This is a genomic window from Streptomyces sp. NPDC057010 (assembly GCF_042673805.1).
Classification (GTDB): domain Bacteria; phylum Actinomycetota; class Actinomycetes; order Streptomycetales; family Streptomycetaceae; genus Streptomyces.
In genome coordinates this window covers 40,623-54,323 of the sequence record NZ_JBHUSC010000049.1, presented here as the reverse complement: position 1 = coordinate 54,323, position 13,701 = coordinate 40,623, and the positions used below count along the sequence as shown (strand labels likewise).

The following is a 13,701-nucleotide window of genomic DNA, read 5'->3' as shown; positions in this document are numbered from 1 at the left end:
CCGGAACCCTCCGGGAGGGTTCCGGCCCGCCGCTTGCCACGGCAAGCGATCCGTATCAGCCGCGAAGGGCCTGGACCGCGGCTTCGAGCCGCTTGCCGAAGTCGCCGTCCGCCTTGCGGAAGTTGTCGATCGCACGCTCGACGATGTCGTCGCGGGAGACCTTGGCGATGAAGCCGGACAGGTTCTCGATCAGACGGGACTTCTCGTCCTCGGAGTACAGGCGGTACAGGTTGCCCGCCTGGACGAAGTCGTTGTCCTCGCTGTGCACGGCGGCGGCGTGGTTGCCGGTGCCACCGGTGACGTCGATCGGCTGCCACAGCGGGCGGTCGGTCTGGTGCGGGCCGCCGAAGGAGTTCGGCTCGTAGTTCTTCGCACCCTTGTGGCGGCCGTCGTACAGGTAGCCGTCACGGGAGTTGGTGCGCGCCTCGGTGGCGTGCGGGCGGTTCACCGGCAGGTGGTCGGCGTTGATGCCGACGCGGTAGCGGTGGGCGTCGCCGTAGCCGAAGAGACGGCCCTGGAGCATCTTGTCCGGGGACGGACCGATGCCGGGGACGAAGTGCGCCGGGGAGAAGATCGACTGCTCGACCTCGGCGAAGACGTTCTCCGGGTTGCGGTTGAGCTCCAGCTTGCCGATCTCGATCGGCGGGTAGTCCTCGTGCGGCCACACCTTGGTGAGGTCGAACGGGTTGAAGCGGTACTCGGCCGCCTCGGCCGCCGGCATGATCTGGACCTGCACGGTCCAGGTCGGGAAGTCGCCGCGCTCGATGGCCTCGCGCAGGTCGCGCTGGTGGCTGTCCGGGTCCTCGCCGGCGAGCTGGTTGGCCTCGGCCTGGGTGAGGTTCTTGATGCCCTGGTCGGTCTTGAAGTGGTACTTGACCCAGAAGACCTCGCCGGCTTCGTTGTTCCACTGGAACGTGTGCGAGCCGTAACCGTTCATGTGGCGGTAGGTCGCCGGGATGCCGCGGTCACCGAACAGCCAGGTCACCTGGTGGGTGGACTCGGGCGACAGACCCCAGAAGTCCCAGACGTTGTCCGCCTCCTGCGAGCCGGTGTAGGGGTCGCGCTTCTGGGTGTGGATGAAGTCGGGGAACTTGATGGCGTCCTTGATGAAGAACACCGGGGTGTTGTTGCCGACGAGGTCGTAGTTGCCCTCTTCGGTGTAGAACTTCAGCGCCCAGCCGCGCGGGTCGCGGACGGCGTCGGCCGAGCCGAGGTTGCCGGCGACGGTGGAGAAGCGCAGGAAGGTCGCGGTCTGCTTGCCGACCTCGGAGAGGAACTTGGCGCGGGTCCACTGCGAGACGTCGCGGGTCAGCGTGAAGGTGCCGTACGCGCCGGCGCCGCGGGCGTGCACCACGCGCTCCGGGATGCGCTCGCGGTTGAAGTGCGCGAGCTTCTCCAGCAGGAGCTGGTCCTGGACCAGAACGGGGCCGCCGACGCCGGCCGTCTCGCTGTTCTGGTTGTCGGCGACCGGAGCCCCGGCCTCCGTGGTGAGCGGTCCCTGCGTCACGTGCGCCTCCTGCGTCATACCTGCATGTCCTGTCCTTGGCGTTTGCCCAACCCGATCCTACGATGGACTTTGTCTAAGTCAAGTAAGCATCCAAGTCCGCACGGGTTCGGGAGTTACACCTGATCCCCTCACTGTTAGGCTGATGTCTATGAGTGACCTGCTGGAACGACTTCGCGGACGCGGCTGGCGCATGACGGCACAGCGGCGTGTCGTGGCCGAGGTGCTCGACGGTGACCACGTGCACCTGACGGCCGACGAGGTGCACGCGCGCGCCGTGGCCAAGCTGCCCGAGATCTCGCGCGCGACCGTCTACAACACGCTGGGTGAGCTCGTCACCCTCGGCGAGGTGCTGGAGGTCTCCACGGACCGCCGCGCCAAGCGGTACGACCCGAACGCCCACCGCCCCCACCAGCACCTGGTCTGCGCCCAGTGCGGCGCGATCCGCGACGTCCACCCGGCGGGCAACCCGCTGACCGACCTGCCGGACGCGGAACGCTTCGGCTTCGTGGTGTCGGCGGTCGAGGTGACCTACCGCGGCATCTGCCCGAACTGCGCGGCCGCCTAGCAGAAGACGAAGGAGAAGGGCCCGGGGGCAGCGCCCCCGGGCCCTTCTTCATGTCGTGTGTGCCATCCGCCACCGGAAACGACCGAAGGCCCGGATCCATGGGATCCGGGCCTTCGGGCTTCAGTAGCGGGGACAGGATTTGAACCTGCGACCTCTGGGTTATGAGCCCAGCGAGCTACCGAGCTGCTCCACCCCGCGTCGGTAAACACGACTTTACGTGAGGCCCCCCAGCAGATGCAAATCGCTTAAATCCGGCCCCGCCGGGAAGCTCAGGCCGAGAGCTCCTCCGCGAGGGCCTCGCGGAGCCGGGCCGCCCGCTCCGAGACCTCCTCCGGGCCCAACTCCATGGCCCGGACGCACCACTTCTGCCCTTCCGCCAGGTCACCGTGGCGAGCGGCCAGCAGTCCCAGCCGCAGCGCGGCCCGCCCGTGCCCCGCCACCGCCGCCCGCGTCCACCACAGCGCGGCCTCCGGCTCGCTGCCCTCCCGCGCCAGCAGCAGTCCCAGGTTGAAGGCCCCGTTCCGGGACCCGGCCTCGGCCGCCTCCCGGTACCACCGCGCCGCGGCCGCCATCTCGCCCCGGGCGGCGGCCAGCATGCCGACCCGCACCTGGGCGCGCCGGTGCCCCAGCTCGGCGGCCCGCTCGTACCACTCCTCGCTCTCGGTCCGCGGCGCCCCGCCCACCGGCTCGCCCAGCGCCACCGGCTCCGGGGGCGGCGCCAGCGACTCCAGCAGCGCGGCCAGCCGGAAGGCCGCCTCCGCACTGCCGCCGCCGGCCGCGCACCGCAGGTGCCGCTCGGCGGCCCGCTCCTCGCCGTCCCGGACCAGCGCGATGCCGACCTGGAGCGCGGCGTCGGTGTGCCCCGCGGACGCGGCCCGCTCGTACCACTTCAGCGCGGTGCGGTCCTCGTCCCGGCTGGCGAAGAGGATCCCGAGGTTGAAGGCGGCGTCCACGCTGCCCGCCTCCGCGGCCTTCGAGAACCACGGCTCGGCGCCCGCCGCGTCCCCGCCCTGGAGGAGCAGGATGGCCAGCGCGTTGGCCGCCTCGCGGTGTCCCGCGTAGGCCGCCCGCCGGTACCACTGCTCGGCCTGCGCGGTCCGGTCCTGTGCGACGCACAGCAAAGCAAGGTTGTACGCCCCGTTCTGGTCGCCCGCGTCCATGGCGGTGCGGTACCAGCGCTCCGCGGTCTGGGTCTCGCCCCGGGCGGCGTGCAGCGCGCCCAGCGCGTTCGCGGCGTTGCCGTCGCCGTCCTGGGCGGCCCGGTGCCACCACGCGGCCGCGCTGTCCTCGTCGCCGGCGTCGCGCAGCAGGAAGCCGAGGGCGCAGGCCGCCCGGGCCTCCCCCTGCTTGGCGGAGGTCAGGTACCAGCGCCCGGCCTCCTTGAGCTCCCCGCGGGCCTCCAGCAGCGCGCCCAGGTGCAGCGCGGCGCGCCGGTGGCCGCGCGCGGCGGCCTGCCGGTACCACTGCTCGGCCTCGGCCGGGTCGCCCTTCCTCAGGTGCCTGGCCAGCCGGTACGCGGCTTCGCGGTGCCCCTGCTCGGCCGCGGCCCGGAACCACCGCTCGACTCCCCTGTCCCCGCGGTGCTCCAGCAGGTCGGCCAGTCCGTAGGCACCCAGGGCGTGGCCGGACTCCGCCGCCTGGCGCAGCCAGTACTCGGCGGCCGGCTCGTCCCCGCGCTCGCGGAAGTGGCGGCCCAGGGCGTGCGCGGCGGGGGCGGATCCGGCGACGGCGGCGACCCGCCACCAGCCGGCGGCCTCCTCGGGGTAGCCCCGCTGGTGCAGGAGCACGCCCAGGTTGTTCGCGGCGGCGCGGTCCCCTTCGCCGGTGGCGTTGCGCAGGTACGGCTCGGCGCCGTCGAGGTCGCCGCGGCGCAGCAGCAGCGCTCCGAGCACGCTCATGGCGCCGGGGTCGCCCTTGTCGGCGGCCACCCGGTGTCGTGCCTCCAGCTCGGCGTCGCTCGCCGCGTCGGTCTCGGCGAACATGTCCTCCACGAGATCCGCATCGGTCAGTGCGGTCTGCGCGTTGTCAGCATGAGCCGGCGCACCGGCTCCCGTACCCGGCTCGGCTTCAGCCCTCGCAAACCGCCCTGTCTCCAGCAGAGTTGACCTGTCCCCCATAAATCCCATCGTCGCATCACCTGCTACCCGCGTACACCTGGTATGTCGCAGCCAGTGAGGTCACTACAGCGTTTTGTCGACATGCCCATAGTGCGTCAAGTCAAACACGCTCCTGCCCCAACTCACCCGTCCCGGCTACCGCGTGTCCGCCCCGGACATGACGAAGGCCCGGATCCCATGGATCCGGGCCTTCATCTTCAGTAGCGGGGACAGGATTTGAACCTGCGACCTCTGGGTTATGAGCCCAGCGAGCTACCGAGCTGCTCCACCCCGCGTCGGTGAAACCACCGTATCACGACGCGGGACGGAGCCATTACCGATATCGCACTAGCCGGCCGGCTTGGGCGCCGTCGGCTTCGCCTCAGCGTCGATCGCCCGCTTCAGCGCCGCCTTGATCTCCTCCTGGGCCTTGCCGAAGGCCGCCCAGTCACCGGCCTGCCGGGCCTTCTCCGCGTCCTCCACGGCCTTCTGCGCGTCGGCGAGCGCCGCCTTGACCGTCGGGTCCTGACTGACGGGCGGCGGCGTGGTGGTGCCTTCGCCCGGCGGCTGGGCCGGCGGTACGGGCGTGGTCGGCGCCTCGGCCCCGAAGACCACGTTCAGCGCCTTCTCCAGCGTGTCCTCGAAGGCGGTCTGGCCGCCGTAGGTCACGAGCACCTTGCGCAGCAGCGGGTACTTGAGCCCCGAACTGCGCACGTACACGGGCTCCACGTAGAGCATGCCGTCGGCCAGCGGCACCGAGAGCAGGTTTCCGTACTCGACCTCGGAGTCACCGCCGCGCAGCAGGCGGATCGACTCGGCGATCTTGGGTTCGGAGTTGAACTTGCTCTGCACCTGCTTGGGACCGTCCACCGGACGGCTGGTGGGCAGCTTCAGGATCCGGATCTTGCCGTAGTCCGGGGTGCCCGGATCGGCGTTGACGGCCATGAAGGCGCTCAGGTTGTCCCGGCCGTTCGGCGTGAAGGTCGTCGTGAGCGAGAAGACCTGGTCCTTCTCCTTCTGCTCCGGCATCTTCATCGACAGGTAGTACGGCGGAACCGCCGTACCCGCCTTGGTCGTCGGGTCGTCCGGGACAGCCCAGGCCTCCGAACCGGAGAGGAAGGTCTGCGGGTCGGTGACGTGGTAGCGGGTCAGCAGCTCGCGCTGGACCTTGAAGAGGTCCTGCGGGTAGCGCATGTGGTCCATGAGCGGCTTGGAGATCTCGCTCTTGGGCTTCACCGTTCCCGGGAACGCCTTCATCCAGGTCTTCAGGACCGGGTCCTGGGTGTCCCACTGGTACAGGTCGACCGTGCCGTCGTACGCGTCGACGGTGGCCTTCACCGAGTTGCGGATGTAGTTGACCTGGTTCTCCTGGGCCACCACCGCGCGCTGGCTGTTGGTCAGCGAGTCCGCGGTGCTCTGGCCCAGCGTGGTGCGCGAGGCGTAGGGGTAGCCGTTGGTCGTCGTGTACGCGTCGACGATCCACTTGATCCGGCCGTCCACGACCGCCGGGTACGGCGCGCCGTCGATGGTCAGCCACGGCGCGACGGCCTCGACGCGCTCCTTGGGCGTGCGGTTGTAGAGGATCCGCGAGCCGTCGCCGATCGCCCCGGAGTACAGGATCTGCGGCTCGGAGAAGGTGAGCGCGTACGCCGCCCGGTTGATCGGGTTGTCGAGGTTGACGCCGGAGTCGCCCTTGTAGCTCGTCTCCTTCTCGCCCTTGTCGTCCGAGTAGTCGAGCTCCTTCTGCGGGCCGCCGACGATCGAGTACTGCTTCGTCTGCTCGCCGTAGTAGACGCGCTGCTCGAAGTCCGTTCCGAACATGCCCTTGGAGGGCAGGTCGGACTGGGTGAAGTCGGGGGCGCCCTGATCGGTGGCGGTGGTTCCCTTGGCGGCGACCACGCCGTAGCCGTGCGTGTAGCGGAAGTGGTCGTTGATCCAGTTGTTCTTGGGGATGCCGCCGATGTTCAGCTCGCGCAGGCCGATGACCGTGTCCTGGCCGCTGTACCGGTCCACGGCGAGCGTGGACGGGAAGGCGTAGTAGCCCTTGACCTGCTGGAGCTGCTGGAAGGCCGGCGAGACGATGTTCGGGTCCAGGAGCCGGATGCTGGCGTTGGAGCCGGCCGCCTGCCGCAGCTGGTTCTTGTCCGCCTTGGGGTCCGGGATGCCCGCGTAGTCCTTCACGTCGGTCCCGGCGATCCCGTACGCGTCGCGCGTCGCCTTGATGTTCTTCTCGACGTACGGCGATTCCTTGGCCTGCTCGTTCGGCTGGACCTGGAACTTCTGCACGATCGCCGGGTAGAGCCCGCCGATGAGGATCGCCGAGAGCACCATCAGGCCGAAGCCGATGACGGGCAGCTGCCAGGTGCGGCGCCACAGCGTCGCGAAGAACAGCAGGGCGCAGATCGCGGCGATGGCGACGAGGATCGTCTTCGCCGGGAGGTACGCGTTCGCGTCGACGTAGCGCAGGCCGGTCCAGTTGTCCGAGGCCTTGAAGTCGCTGGACTTCACGGCGAGCCCGTACCGGTCGAGCCAGTACGCGACGGCCTTGAGGGTGACGAACAGGCCGAGCAGTACCGACAGGTGCCCGGTCGCCGCGGCGGTGGCCCGGGCGCCCGGGCTGGTCACGCGCAGTCCGCCGTACAGGTAGTGCACGACGGCGGCGGCGATCACCGACAGCACGACCGCGGCGAAGCCGAAGCCGAGCAGGAAGCGGTACCAGGGCAGGTCGAAGGTGTAGAACGACACGTCCAGGTGGAACTCGGGGTCCTTCTGCCCGAAGGACACCCCGTTCACGTACATCAGCCAGGTCTTCCACTGGCCCGCCGCCGAAGCGCCCGCGATCAGGCCGACGAGCACGGAGATGCCCAGGAGCAGCCACTTCTTGTACGGGGCGACGCTCATCCGGTAGCGGTCGAGGCTCTGCTGCTCCATCGACATCGCGCTCAGCGGCGGCCGCAGCCGGTGCGCCAGCCAGATGTTGAGGCCCACGGCACCGGCCATCAGCAGGCCGAAGACGGCGAAGAGGCCGATCTTGGTCCACAGGGTGGTGGTGAAGACGCCGGAGTACTTCACGGAGCGGAACCAGAGCCAGTCCGTCCAGAAGCCCGCGAACATGATGAAGAGCATGGCCAGGACGGCCAGCACGCCCAGGGTCATGAGGAGAGTGCGGGCTCGCCGGGAGGGGCGGCCGACTCTCATCCGTGGCCCGGAAGGGCCTCCGCCGCGGTCCGGCATCTGGAAAGCCAAGGTGCGCACCTCGAAAGTCGCTGTCTGGTGATGAACGGGCCCTGATCGTAGAGCCCACTCATGCAACTTACTGAGGCTTTAGTCAGTTCCCGGTATCCGGGGTAAAGGAGGCAGGATGTTGTCCATGTCCAACCTCTCCCCCTCCCCCGGCACGCCGATGGCGGCCAGCCCGCTGACCCGTGCCTGCCTCGAGATCGACGAGTACGCGGCCGGCCTCGGCTGGGACAAGCCCGCGCGGCTGTTCGCGCTTGTCGACACCGCCCGGCTCAAGAAGCAGGAACCGCGGCTGGCGAGCCAGCTCGGCCTCGACCAGGACGACGCCGGCCAGGCCTCCCTCACGCCGATCGAGCAGGACGAGGTCCCCTCCGGGACCCCGCTCGACAAGTTCCTGGGCACCATCGCCTGGCCCGACGCCGTCGTCGGCTGCGCGCTGACGGTGGAGCGGCTGATGCTGCCGCCGTCCGCGGAGGCCTCCGTACCGGAGGGGCTGAGCGACAAGCAGCTGGCGAAGTGGGTGGCCGGGCACCCGGAGCGGCAGGAGGTCCGGCTGACCGTGGCCGTCCTGCGCGACGGCTCGCGCGAGTCCGCCGTACGGCTGCGCGAGAAGGACTCCTCGACGGAGGTCCTCACCGGCGGGAACCTGGTGCCGGGGCTGGCCGAGGCGCTGGCCGCGACCTTCTCGTAGCGACGGCGGCGGCAGGGGCCGGGGGGCCGGTCAGGGCTTGGCGCCGCACTGCGGCAGCCCGGCCGTGTCCCCCTTGCTGATCTTCTCCAGGGCCTTCGTGGCGTCGTCGATGGTGGAGACCTTCACCAGGGTCAGGCCGTCGGGCACGTTCTTGGCGGCGGAGGCGCAGTTCTCGGCGGGCGTCAGGAAGTACTCGGCGCCGGCCTTGCGGGCGCCGATGGTCTTCATCTGGATGCCGCCGATCGGGCCGACCTTGCCGGCGTCGTCGATGGTGCCGGTGCCCGCGACGAACTTGCCCCCGGTCAGGTCCCCGGGGGTGAGCTTGTCGACGATGCCGAGGGCGAACATCAGGCCGGCGCTGGGGCCGCCCACGTCGGCGAGCTTGATGTCGATCGTGAACGGGAAGGTGTGGTCGGTGCCGGCCCGGATGCCGACGATGGCGTGACCGTCGGTCTCCGCCTTGCCCGCGGTGATCGTGACCTTGGTGGTGGCGGTGGGCTCGCGGTTCGCCTTCGCGGCCTCGGCCGCCTCGGCGGCGGGCACGATGGTGAACTCGACCGGCTCGCCGGGCTTGTGCTTGGTGACGAGCTTGGCCACGTCCTCGGGAGCGGTGACGGGCGTGCCGTCCACGGCCTTGAGCACGTCACCGGCGTGCAGTTTGCCGTCCGCGGGGCTCGCCTTGACGACGGAGGCGACGATCACGCGGGCGGTGACCGGGATGCCGAGCTGCTTGAGGGCGGCCACCTTGGCGCTCTGCTGGGACTGGCTGAACTCCTCGGCGTTCTCCTGGGTGGACTGCTCTTCCGTCTTGCCGTCCGGGTAGAGGTTCTCGTGCGGCACGACGATGTTGTCGTCGGCCAGCCACCCGTACACCGCCTCCAGCAGGTTCATGTCGTAGTCCGCGCCCGTGACGCGGACCGTCGTCATGTTGAGATGACCGCTGGTGGGGTACGTCTTGCGCCCCGAGATGTTGAGGACGGGCTCGCCGTGCGAGTCCCCGAGGGTGTTCACGGTGGGGCCCGGGCTCATCTCCGAGTACGGGACCTTGATGAAGACGCCTGCGCAGAGCAGCGCGAACAGCACGAGGGTGGAGGCGAGCATCGTCGCGGTGCGGCGTGGCATGGATCCGACAGTACGGGACGGCCCTGACGGGCGGCCCCCGGGGCCGGTCCGTACGGGCCCGCGGGCGAAACTCTCAGGCGGGTCTCAGACGGGCCTCGGCCCTTTTCGCGGGACGCTCGGACTCACGGGACGCTCAGACGGCGTCGGAACCGGAGTGGGCCCCCGCTTTCGCCTTGTCGGCCTTGTCCATCACTTCACGGAATCGCGCGTATCCGGCCAGCTCGGATATGTCGCCTTGCGTGCGGTCGCGTGCCGCCCAGCTGCCCCATATCCCCGCGCCGATCGCGGCGAACAGCGGAATCAGCAACCACGCCAGAGACGCCATGGGCCTGCCTCCCTACCCCGAATGCGTACGTTTCGTTGTGGCTTCAACGCTGGTGCCCGGGAAGGGGTTACGCAAATCGAGGGCGTGTTGCGCGGCCGAACGGGTGCGAGGCTACCCCCTTGCGGGGGTGCCCCCACAGGCGGGGTCCGCCACGCCTCAGCAGGCGCCGACCCACTCCTCCGTGCCGTCCGAGAACGTTTGGTGCTTCCAGATCGGGACCTCGTGCTTGAGGTCGTCGATCAGCATCCGGCAGGCGTCGAAGGCCTCGCCGCGGTGCGGGCAGGACACGGCGACGACGACCGCCAGGTCGCCGACGGAGAGGTCGCCCACGCGGTGCACGGCGGCCAGGGCACGGACCGGGTACTTCGCCACGACGCGCTCGGCGACCCGGCGCATCTCGGCCTCGGCCGTCGGGTGGCAGGAGTAGCCGAGCGAATCGACGTCCGCCCCGCTGTCGTGATTGCGCACCGTTCCGACGAAGAGCGTCGTACCGCCCGTCGCATCGTCGCCGACGGCCTTGAAGACCTCGTCGATCGAAAGCGGGGTCTCGCGGATCGCGAGCAGCCGGATCGGGTCCGAAGCGGCCTGCTCGCCGGGGTGATCGAAGTGCGGTGCCATACCGTCCATCGTGCCCTAGCCGCCGACCCGGCGGAATAGCAGTTTCGCCCGGGCCGGGCCACCACCCTTGGGAGCAAAATCCAGCCCCGATCGTGTGGTCGCACCCGAAGGCCCGGGCGGGGCCGAATCCAGCCTCGCCGGCGGTCGAGGCGCGGGGTCCGGGGCGGAGCCCCGGGAGCCCGGGCGCAGCCGCGCCGCTACAGCCCGCGCCGGCGGCGGGCCCGCCGGACCGCGGCGGCGGCGCCCAGCAGGGCCACCGTGGCACCGGCGGCGCCCGCGGCGGTCGCGGCGTCCTTGCGGCCCAGCCGCCGGCCGGCGACGGTGTGCCGCCCCGCCACCTCCTGCAGCAGCTCGGCCAGCACCTCCTCATTGGTCCAGCGTGGCCGCCACCCCGCCGCGTGCAGCCCGCTCACGCTGACCACCCACGGGTGCATCGTGTACGCGAGGTCCCCGGCGGGAGACGGCGTCAGGCCGATCCGGTGCAGCCGGGCCGCCGCGCCCAGGGCCACTGCCGAGGGGAGTTCCATGCGGCGGATTCCGCTCAGCTCCTCCACCTCCTCCTGCTCCAGCCACCCCTCGCAGCCCACCGCGAGCTCGCCCTCGACCTTCTCCAGGGCCGCGTACTCCAGCGCGCTGACCAGGTCCTCGACGTGGCAGAACTGCCACGTCGGCCGGGATCCGGCCACCACGAGCAGCCGCGGGGACTCGAAGTACCGGGTCAGGGCGGTGTCCGTGCCGCCGACCAGGATCGCCGGGCGGATCACCGTGACGTTCAGACCGGGGTGCGCCCGCGGCGCCCGACGCCCCAGCCGTTCGATCTCCAGCAGGTCCCCGACACCGGTTGCCTCCGCCGTGGCCCGCAGCTCGGAGTCCTCCGAGAGCGGGATGTCGTTGTCGGGCAGGGCCCCGTAGACCATCGCGGAGGTGCACAGCACGACCCGGTGCACCCCGGCCGCCGCGGCGGCGGTGAGCACGGTCTGCGTCCCGCGCACGTTGTACGCCGTACGGGCCGCCGGGTCGGTCTCCAGATCGAGGTCCAGTGCCAGGTGGACGACCACGTCCGCACCGCGCAGCTTCTCGGCGATCGCGGGGTCCCGTACGTCCAGGACGTGCCACTGCGCCTCCGCGCACTCCCCGCGCCGCTCGTCGATCGCCACGACCTGCTTGACCTCGTCGGAGGCGGCCAGGCGGCTCACCAGGGCCGCGCCCACCCCCGTCGCGGCGCCGGTCACGGCGATCACGGGGCTGTTGCGGCGGGCCACGGCCGGGTTTCGCGGCTGGCGAACGCCTGGGGCGCCGTCACCGTGCTCGGGGCGGTTTTCGGCGTCGTGCGGCGTGCTGCGCTCATCCGAAAGATGCGGATCTGGGGAACTCACCGGGCGTCTCCAGCGGTTGTCTTCAGTGGGGACGCGCCGTGACGCGTACCTACCAGGTGATGTCCATCCTGCCGCAGCCCAGGAGTCGGCGGAGCACCGAGCCCGTAAGCGGGGTCGGGTGTCTACGCTTGGTGTGTTGTCGGACCATCGCCCGCCGGCTCCCGCCGGCGGCCCTACGAGCCGAGGAAACCCGTGAGCGACACCCCATTCGGATTCGGCCTTCCGCCGGAGGAGCCGGACAACGGCGACGAGGGCAAGAAGAAGGGCAATCAGGGCGGCCAGGGCGGCCCGGCGAATCCGTTCGGGTTCCCCGGCATGGGTCTGCCGGGCGGCGCGGGCGGTCCCGGCGGCGCGGAGAATCCGTTCGCCGCGATGTTCGGCTCGATGAACCCGAACGACCTCGGTGCGGCCTTCCAGCAGCTCGGGCAGATGCTCAGCTACGAGGGCGGTCCCGTGAACTGGGACATGGCCAAGGACATCGCCCGCCAGACCGTCGCGCAGGGCACGGCGGACGGGGTGAAGGACACCAGCGTCGGCGTCGCCGAGAAGTCCGCGGTCGAGGAGGCCGTGCGGCTGGCGGACCTGTGGCTGGACGGCGTGACCTCGCTGCCCTCGGGCGCGGGCACGGCCGTGGCGTGGAGCCGCGCCGAGTGGGTCGAGGCGACCCTGCCGGTGTGGAAGGAGCTCGTGGACCCGGTCGCCGAGCGGGTCGGCGCGGCCATGGGCAGCGTGCTGCCCGAGGAGATGCAGGCCATGGCGGGCCCGCTGCTCGGGATGATGCGCTCCATGGGCGGGGCCATGTTCGGGCAGCAGATCGGCCAGGCCGTGGGCGTGCTCGCGGGTGAGGTCGTCGGCTCCACCGACATCGGCCTGCCGCTCGGGCCCGCCGGCAAGGCCGCGCTGCTGCCGCTGAACATCGCGGCCTTCGGCAAGGACCTGAGCGTGCCCCCGGAGGAGGTGCGGCTGTACCTGGCCCTGCGCGAGGCGGCGCACGCCCGGCTCTTCGCGCACGTGCCGTGGCTGCGCTCGCACCTGTTCGGCGCGGTCGAGGGCTACGCCCGCGGCATCAAGGTCGACACCTCGAAGCTGGAGGACGTGGTCGGCCAGCTGGACCCGTCGAATCCGGAGCAGCTCCAGGAGGCGCTCCAGGGCGGCATGTTCCAGCCGCAGGACACCCCGGAGCAGAAGGCCGCGCTGGCCCGTCTGGAGACGGCGCTCGCGCTGGTCGAGGGCTGGGTGGACGCGGTCGTGCACGAGGCGGCCAAGCCGCGGCTGACCTCGGCGGACGCCATGCGCGAGACCATGCGCCGGCGGCGCGCCTCGGGCGGTCCGGCCGAGCAGACCTTCGCGACGCTGATCGGGCTGGAGCTGCGGCCGCGCCGGCTGCGGGACGCCTCGCGGCTGTGGGCCTCGCTCACCGACGCGCGCGGGGTCGACGGGCGCGACGCCCTGTGGGAGCACCCGGACATGCTGCCGACCGCCTCCGACCTGGACGACCCGGACGGCTTCGTCCACCACGAGCAGCTGGACTTCTCGGAGATCGACAAGATGCTCGGCGAGGCCGCCGAGAAGCGTGACGAGAAGCGTGACGAGAACGGCGACGAGAAGAAGTGAGCCTCCACGAAGACGCGGTCCTCGTACTGAAGACCTACGAGGACCAGCCGGAGCTGCGCGACCTCTACCTGGAACACCTGGCGGCCCACCCGGACGGGGTCTACAAGCCCTGCCAGGCCGGGCACGTCACGGGCAGCGCGCTGGTGATCGACCCGGCGCGGGAGCGCGTACTGCTGACCCTGCACAAGAAGCTCGGGATGTGGCTGCAGATGGGCGGCCACTGCGAGTCCGGCGACGCGACGCTGGCTGAGGTGGCGCTGCGCGAGGCCCGCGAGGAGTCGGGCATCGCCTCCGGGCTGACGCTGCTGGCGGGCGGCCCGGTGCGCCTGGACCGGCATCCGATCCCGGCGCCCTGCAACTGGCACCTGGACGTGCAGTACGCGGCGCTGGCCCCGGCCGGTGCGGAGGCGGAGATCAGCGAGGAGTCCCTGGACCTGCGCTGGTTCCCGTACGAGGAGGTGGCGGCGGTGGCCGACACCTCGGTCGTGCGCCTGATGGAGGCGACCCTGGCGCGGCTCGCGGCCGAGGGCGTGCCGGCGTAAGGGCG

At 70.9% G+C, this 13,701-nt stretch carries 11 protein-coding genes and 2 tRNA genes; 4 read left to right on the top strand and 9 right to left on the bottom strand.

Annotation, left to right across the window (positions count from 1 at the left end):
- Positions 1–55 precede the first annotated feature (55 nt).
- Positions 56–1,525, bottom strand: coding sequence for a catalase (locus tag ACFTXQ_RS29565; protein WP_382646377.1), 1,470 nt, complete (start codon positions 1,523–1,525; stop codon positions 56–58).
- Between the two features lie 130 nt (positions 1,526–1,655).
- Between ACFTXQ_RS29565 and ACFTXQ_RS29560 the strand changes: the two genes are divergently transcribed.
- Positions 1,656–2,072, top strand: a complete 417-nt coding sequence (locus ACFTXQ_RS29560) for a Fur family transcriptional regulator (RefSeq protein ID WP_382646375.1) — start codon at positions 1,656–1,658, stop codon at positions 2,070–2,072.
- Positions 2,073–2,196: 124 nt separating this feature from the next.
- Here the strand turns inward: ACFTXQ_RS29560 and ACFTXQ_RS29555 are convergent.
- From ACFTXQ_RS29555 to ACFTXQ_RS29540, 4 genes are all read right to left on the bottom strand, one after another.
- Positions 2,197–2,270: transfer RNA gene (locus tag ACFTXQ_RS29555), tRNA-Met, on the bottom strand.
- A gap of 71 nt (positions 2,271–2,341) precedes the next feature.
- Positions 2,342–4,198, bottom strand: coding sequence for a sel1 repeat family protein (locus ACFTXQ_RS29550; protein ID WP_382646372.1), 1,857 nt, complete (start codon positions 4,196–4,198; stop codon positions 2,342–2,344).
- A 192-nt stretch (positions 4,199–4,390) separates the two neighbouring features.
- A tRNA-Met gene (locus tag ACFTXQ_RS29545) sits at positions 4,391–4,464 on the bottom strand.
- A gap of 52 nt (positions 4,465–4,516) precedes the next feature.
- Positions 4,517–7,402, bottom strand: coding sequence for a UPF0182 family protein (locus ACFTXQ_RS29540; RefSeq protein ID WP_382646388.1), 2,886 nt, complete (start codon positions 7,400–7,402; stop codon positions 4,517–4,519).
- Positions 7,403–7,529: 127 nt separating this feature from the next.
- Here ACFTXQ_RS29540 and ACFTXQ_RS29535 point away from each other — a divergent pair, with 127 nt between their 5' ends.
- Entirely contained in the window at positions 7,530–8,099 is a 570-nt protein-coding gene (locus ACFTXQ_RS29535) for a PPA1309 family protein (RefSeq protein WP_382646369.1), read from the top strand.
- A gap of 30 nt (positions 8,100–8,129) precedes the next feature.
- Here ACFTXQ_RS29535 and ACFTXQ_RS29530 read toward each other — a convergent pair whose 3' ends face one another.
- From ACFTXQ_RS29530 to ACFTXQ_RS29515, 4 genes are all read right to left on the bottom strand, one after another.
- Positions 8,130–9,221, bottom strand: coding sequence for a PDZ domain-containing protein (locus ACFTXQ_RS29530; protein ID WP_382646366.1), 1,092 nt, complete (start codon positions 9,219–9,221; stop codon positions 8,130–8,132).
- A 133-nt stretch (positions 9,222–9,354) separates the two neighbouring features.
- Positions 9,355–9,546 carry a hypothetical protein gene (locus ACFTXQ_RS29525; RefSeq protein ID WP_382646363.1) on the bottom strand — a complete coding sequence of 64 codons (192 nt, stop codon included), beginning with the start codon at positions 9,544–9,546 and terminating at the stop codon, positions 9,355–9,357.
- 156 nt (positions 9,547–9,702) lie between these two features.
- A complete protein-coding gene (locus ACFTXQ_RS29520; RefSeq protein WP_382646360.1) occupies positions 9,703–10,164 on the bottom strand; it encodes a molybdenum cofactor biosynthesis protein MoaE in 462 nt (153 codons plus the stop codon).
- A 197-nt stretch (positions 10,165–10,361) separates the two neighbouring features.
- Entirely contained in the window at positions 10,362–11,540 is a 1,179-nt protein-coding gene (locus tag ACFTXQ_RS29515; protein ID WP_382646357.1) for an SDR family oxidoreductase, read from the bottom strand.
- 192 nt (positions 11,541–11,732) lie between these two features.
- On the opposite strand from ACFTXQ_RS29515, the gene ACFTXQ_RS29510 reads away from it, so the two are divergent.
- A complete protein-coding gene (locus ACFTXQ_RS29510; RefSeq protein WP_382646354.1) occupies positions 11,733–13,154 on the top strand; it encodes a zinc-dependent metalloprotease in 1,422 nt (473 codons plus the stop codon).
- A complete protein-coding gene (locus ACFTXQ_RS29505) occupies positions 13,151–13,696 on the top strand; it encodes an NUDIX hydrolase (RefSeq protein WP_382646351.1) in 546 nt (181 codons plus the stop codon). The genes ACFTXQ_RS29510 and ACFTXQ_RS29505 overlap by 4 nt, the downstream gene beginning before the upstream one ends.
- The last annotated feature ends 5 nt before the right edge of the window (positions 13,697–13,701 follow it).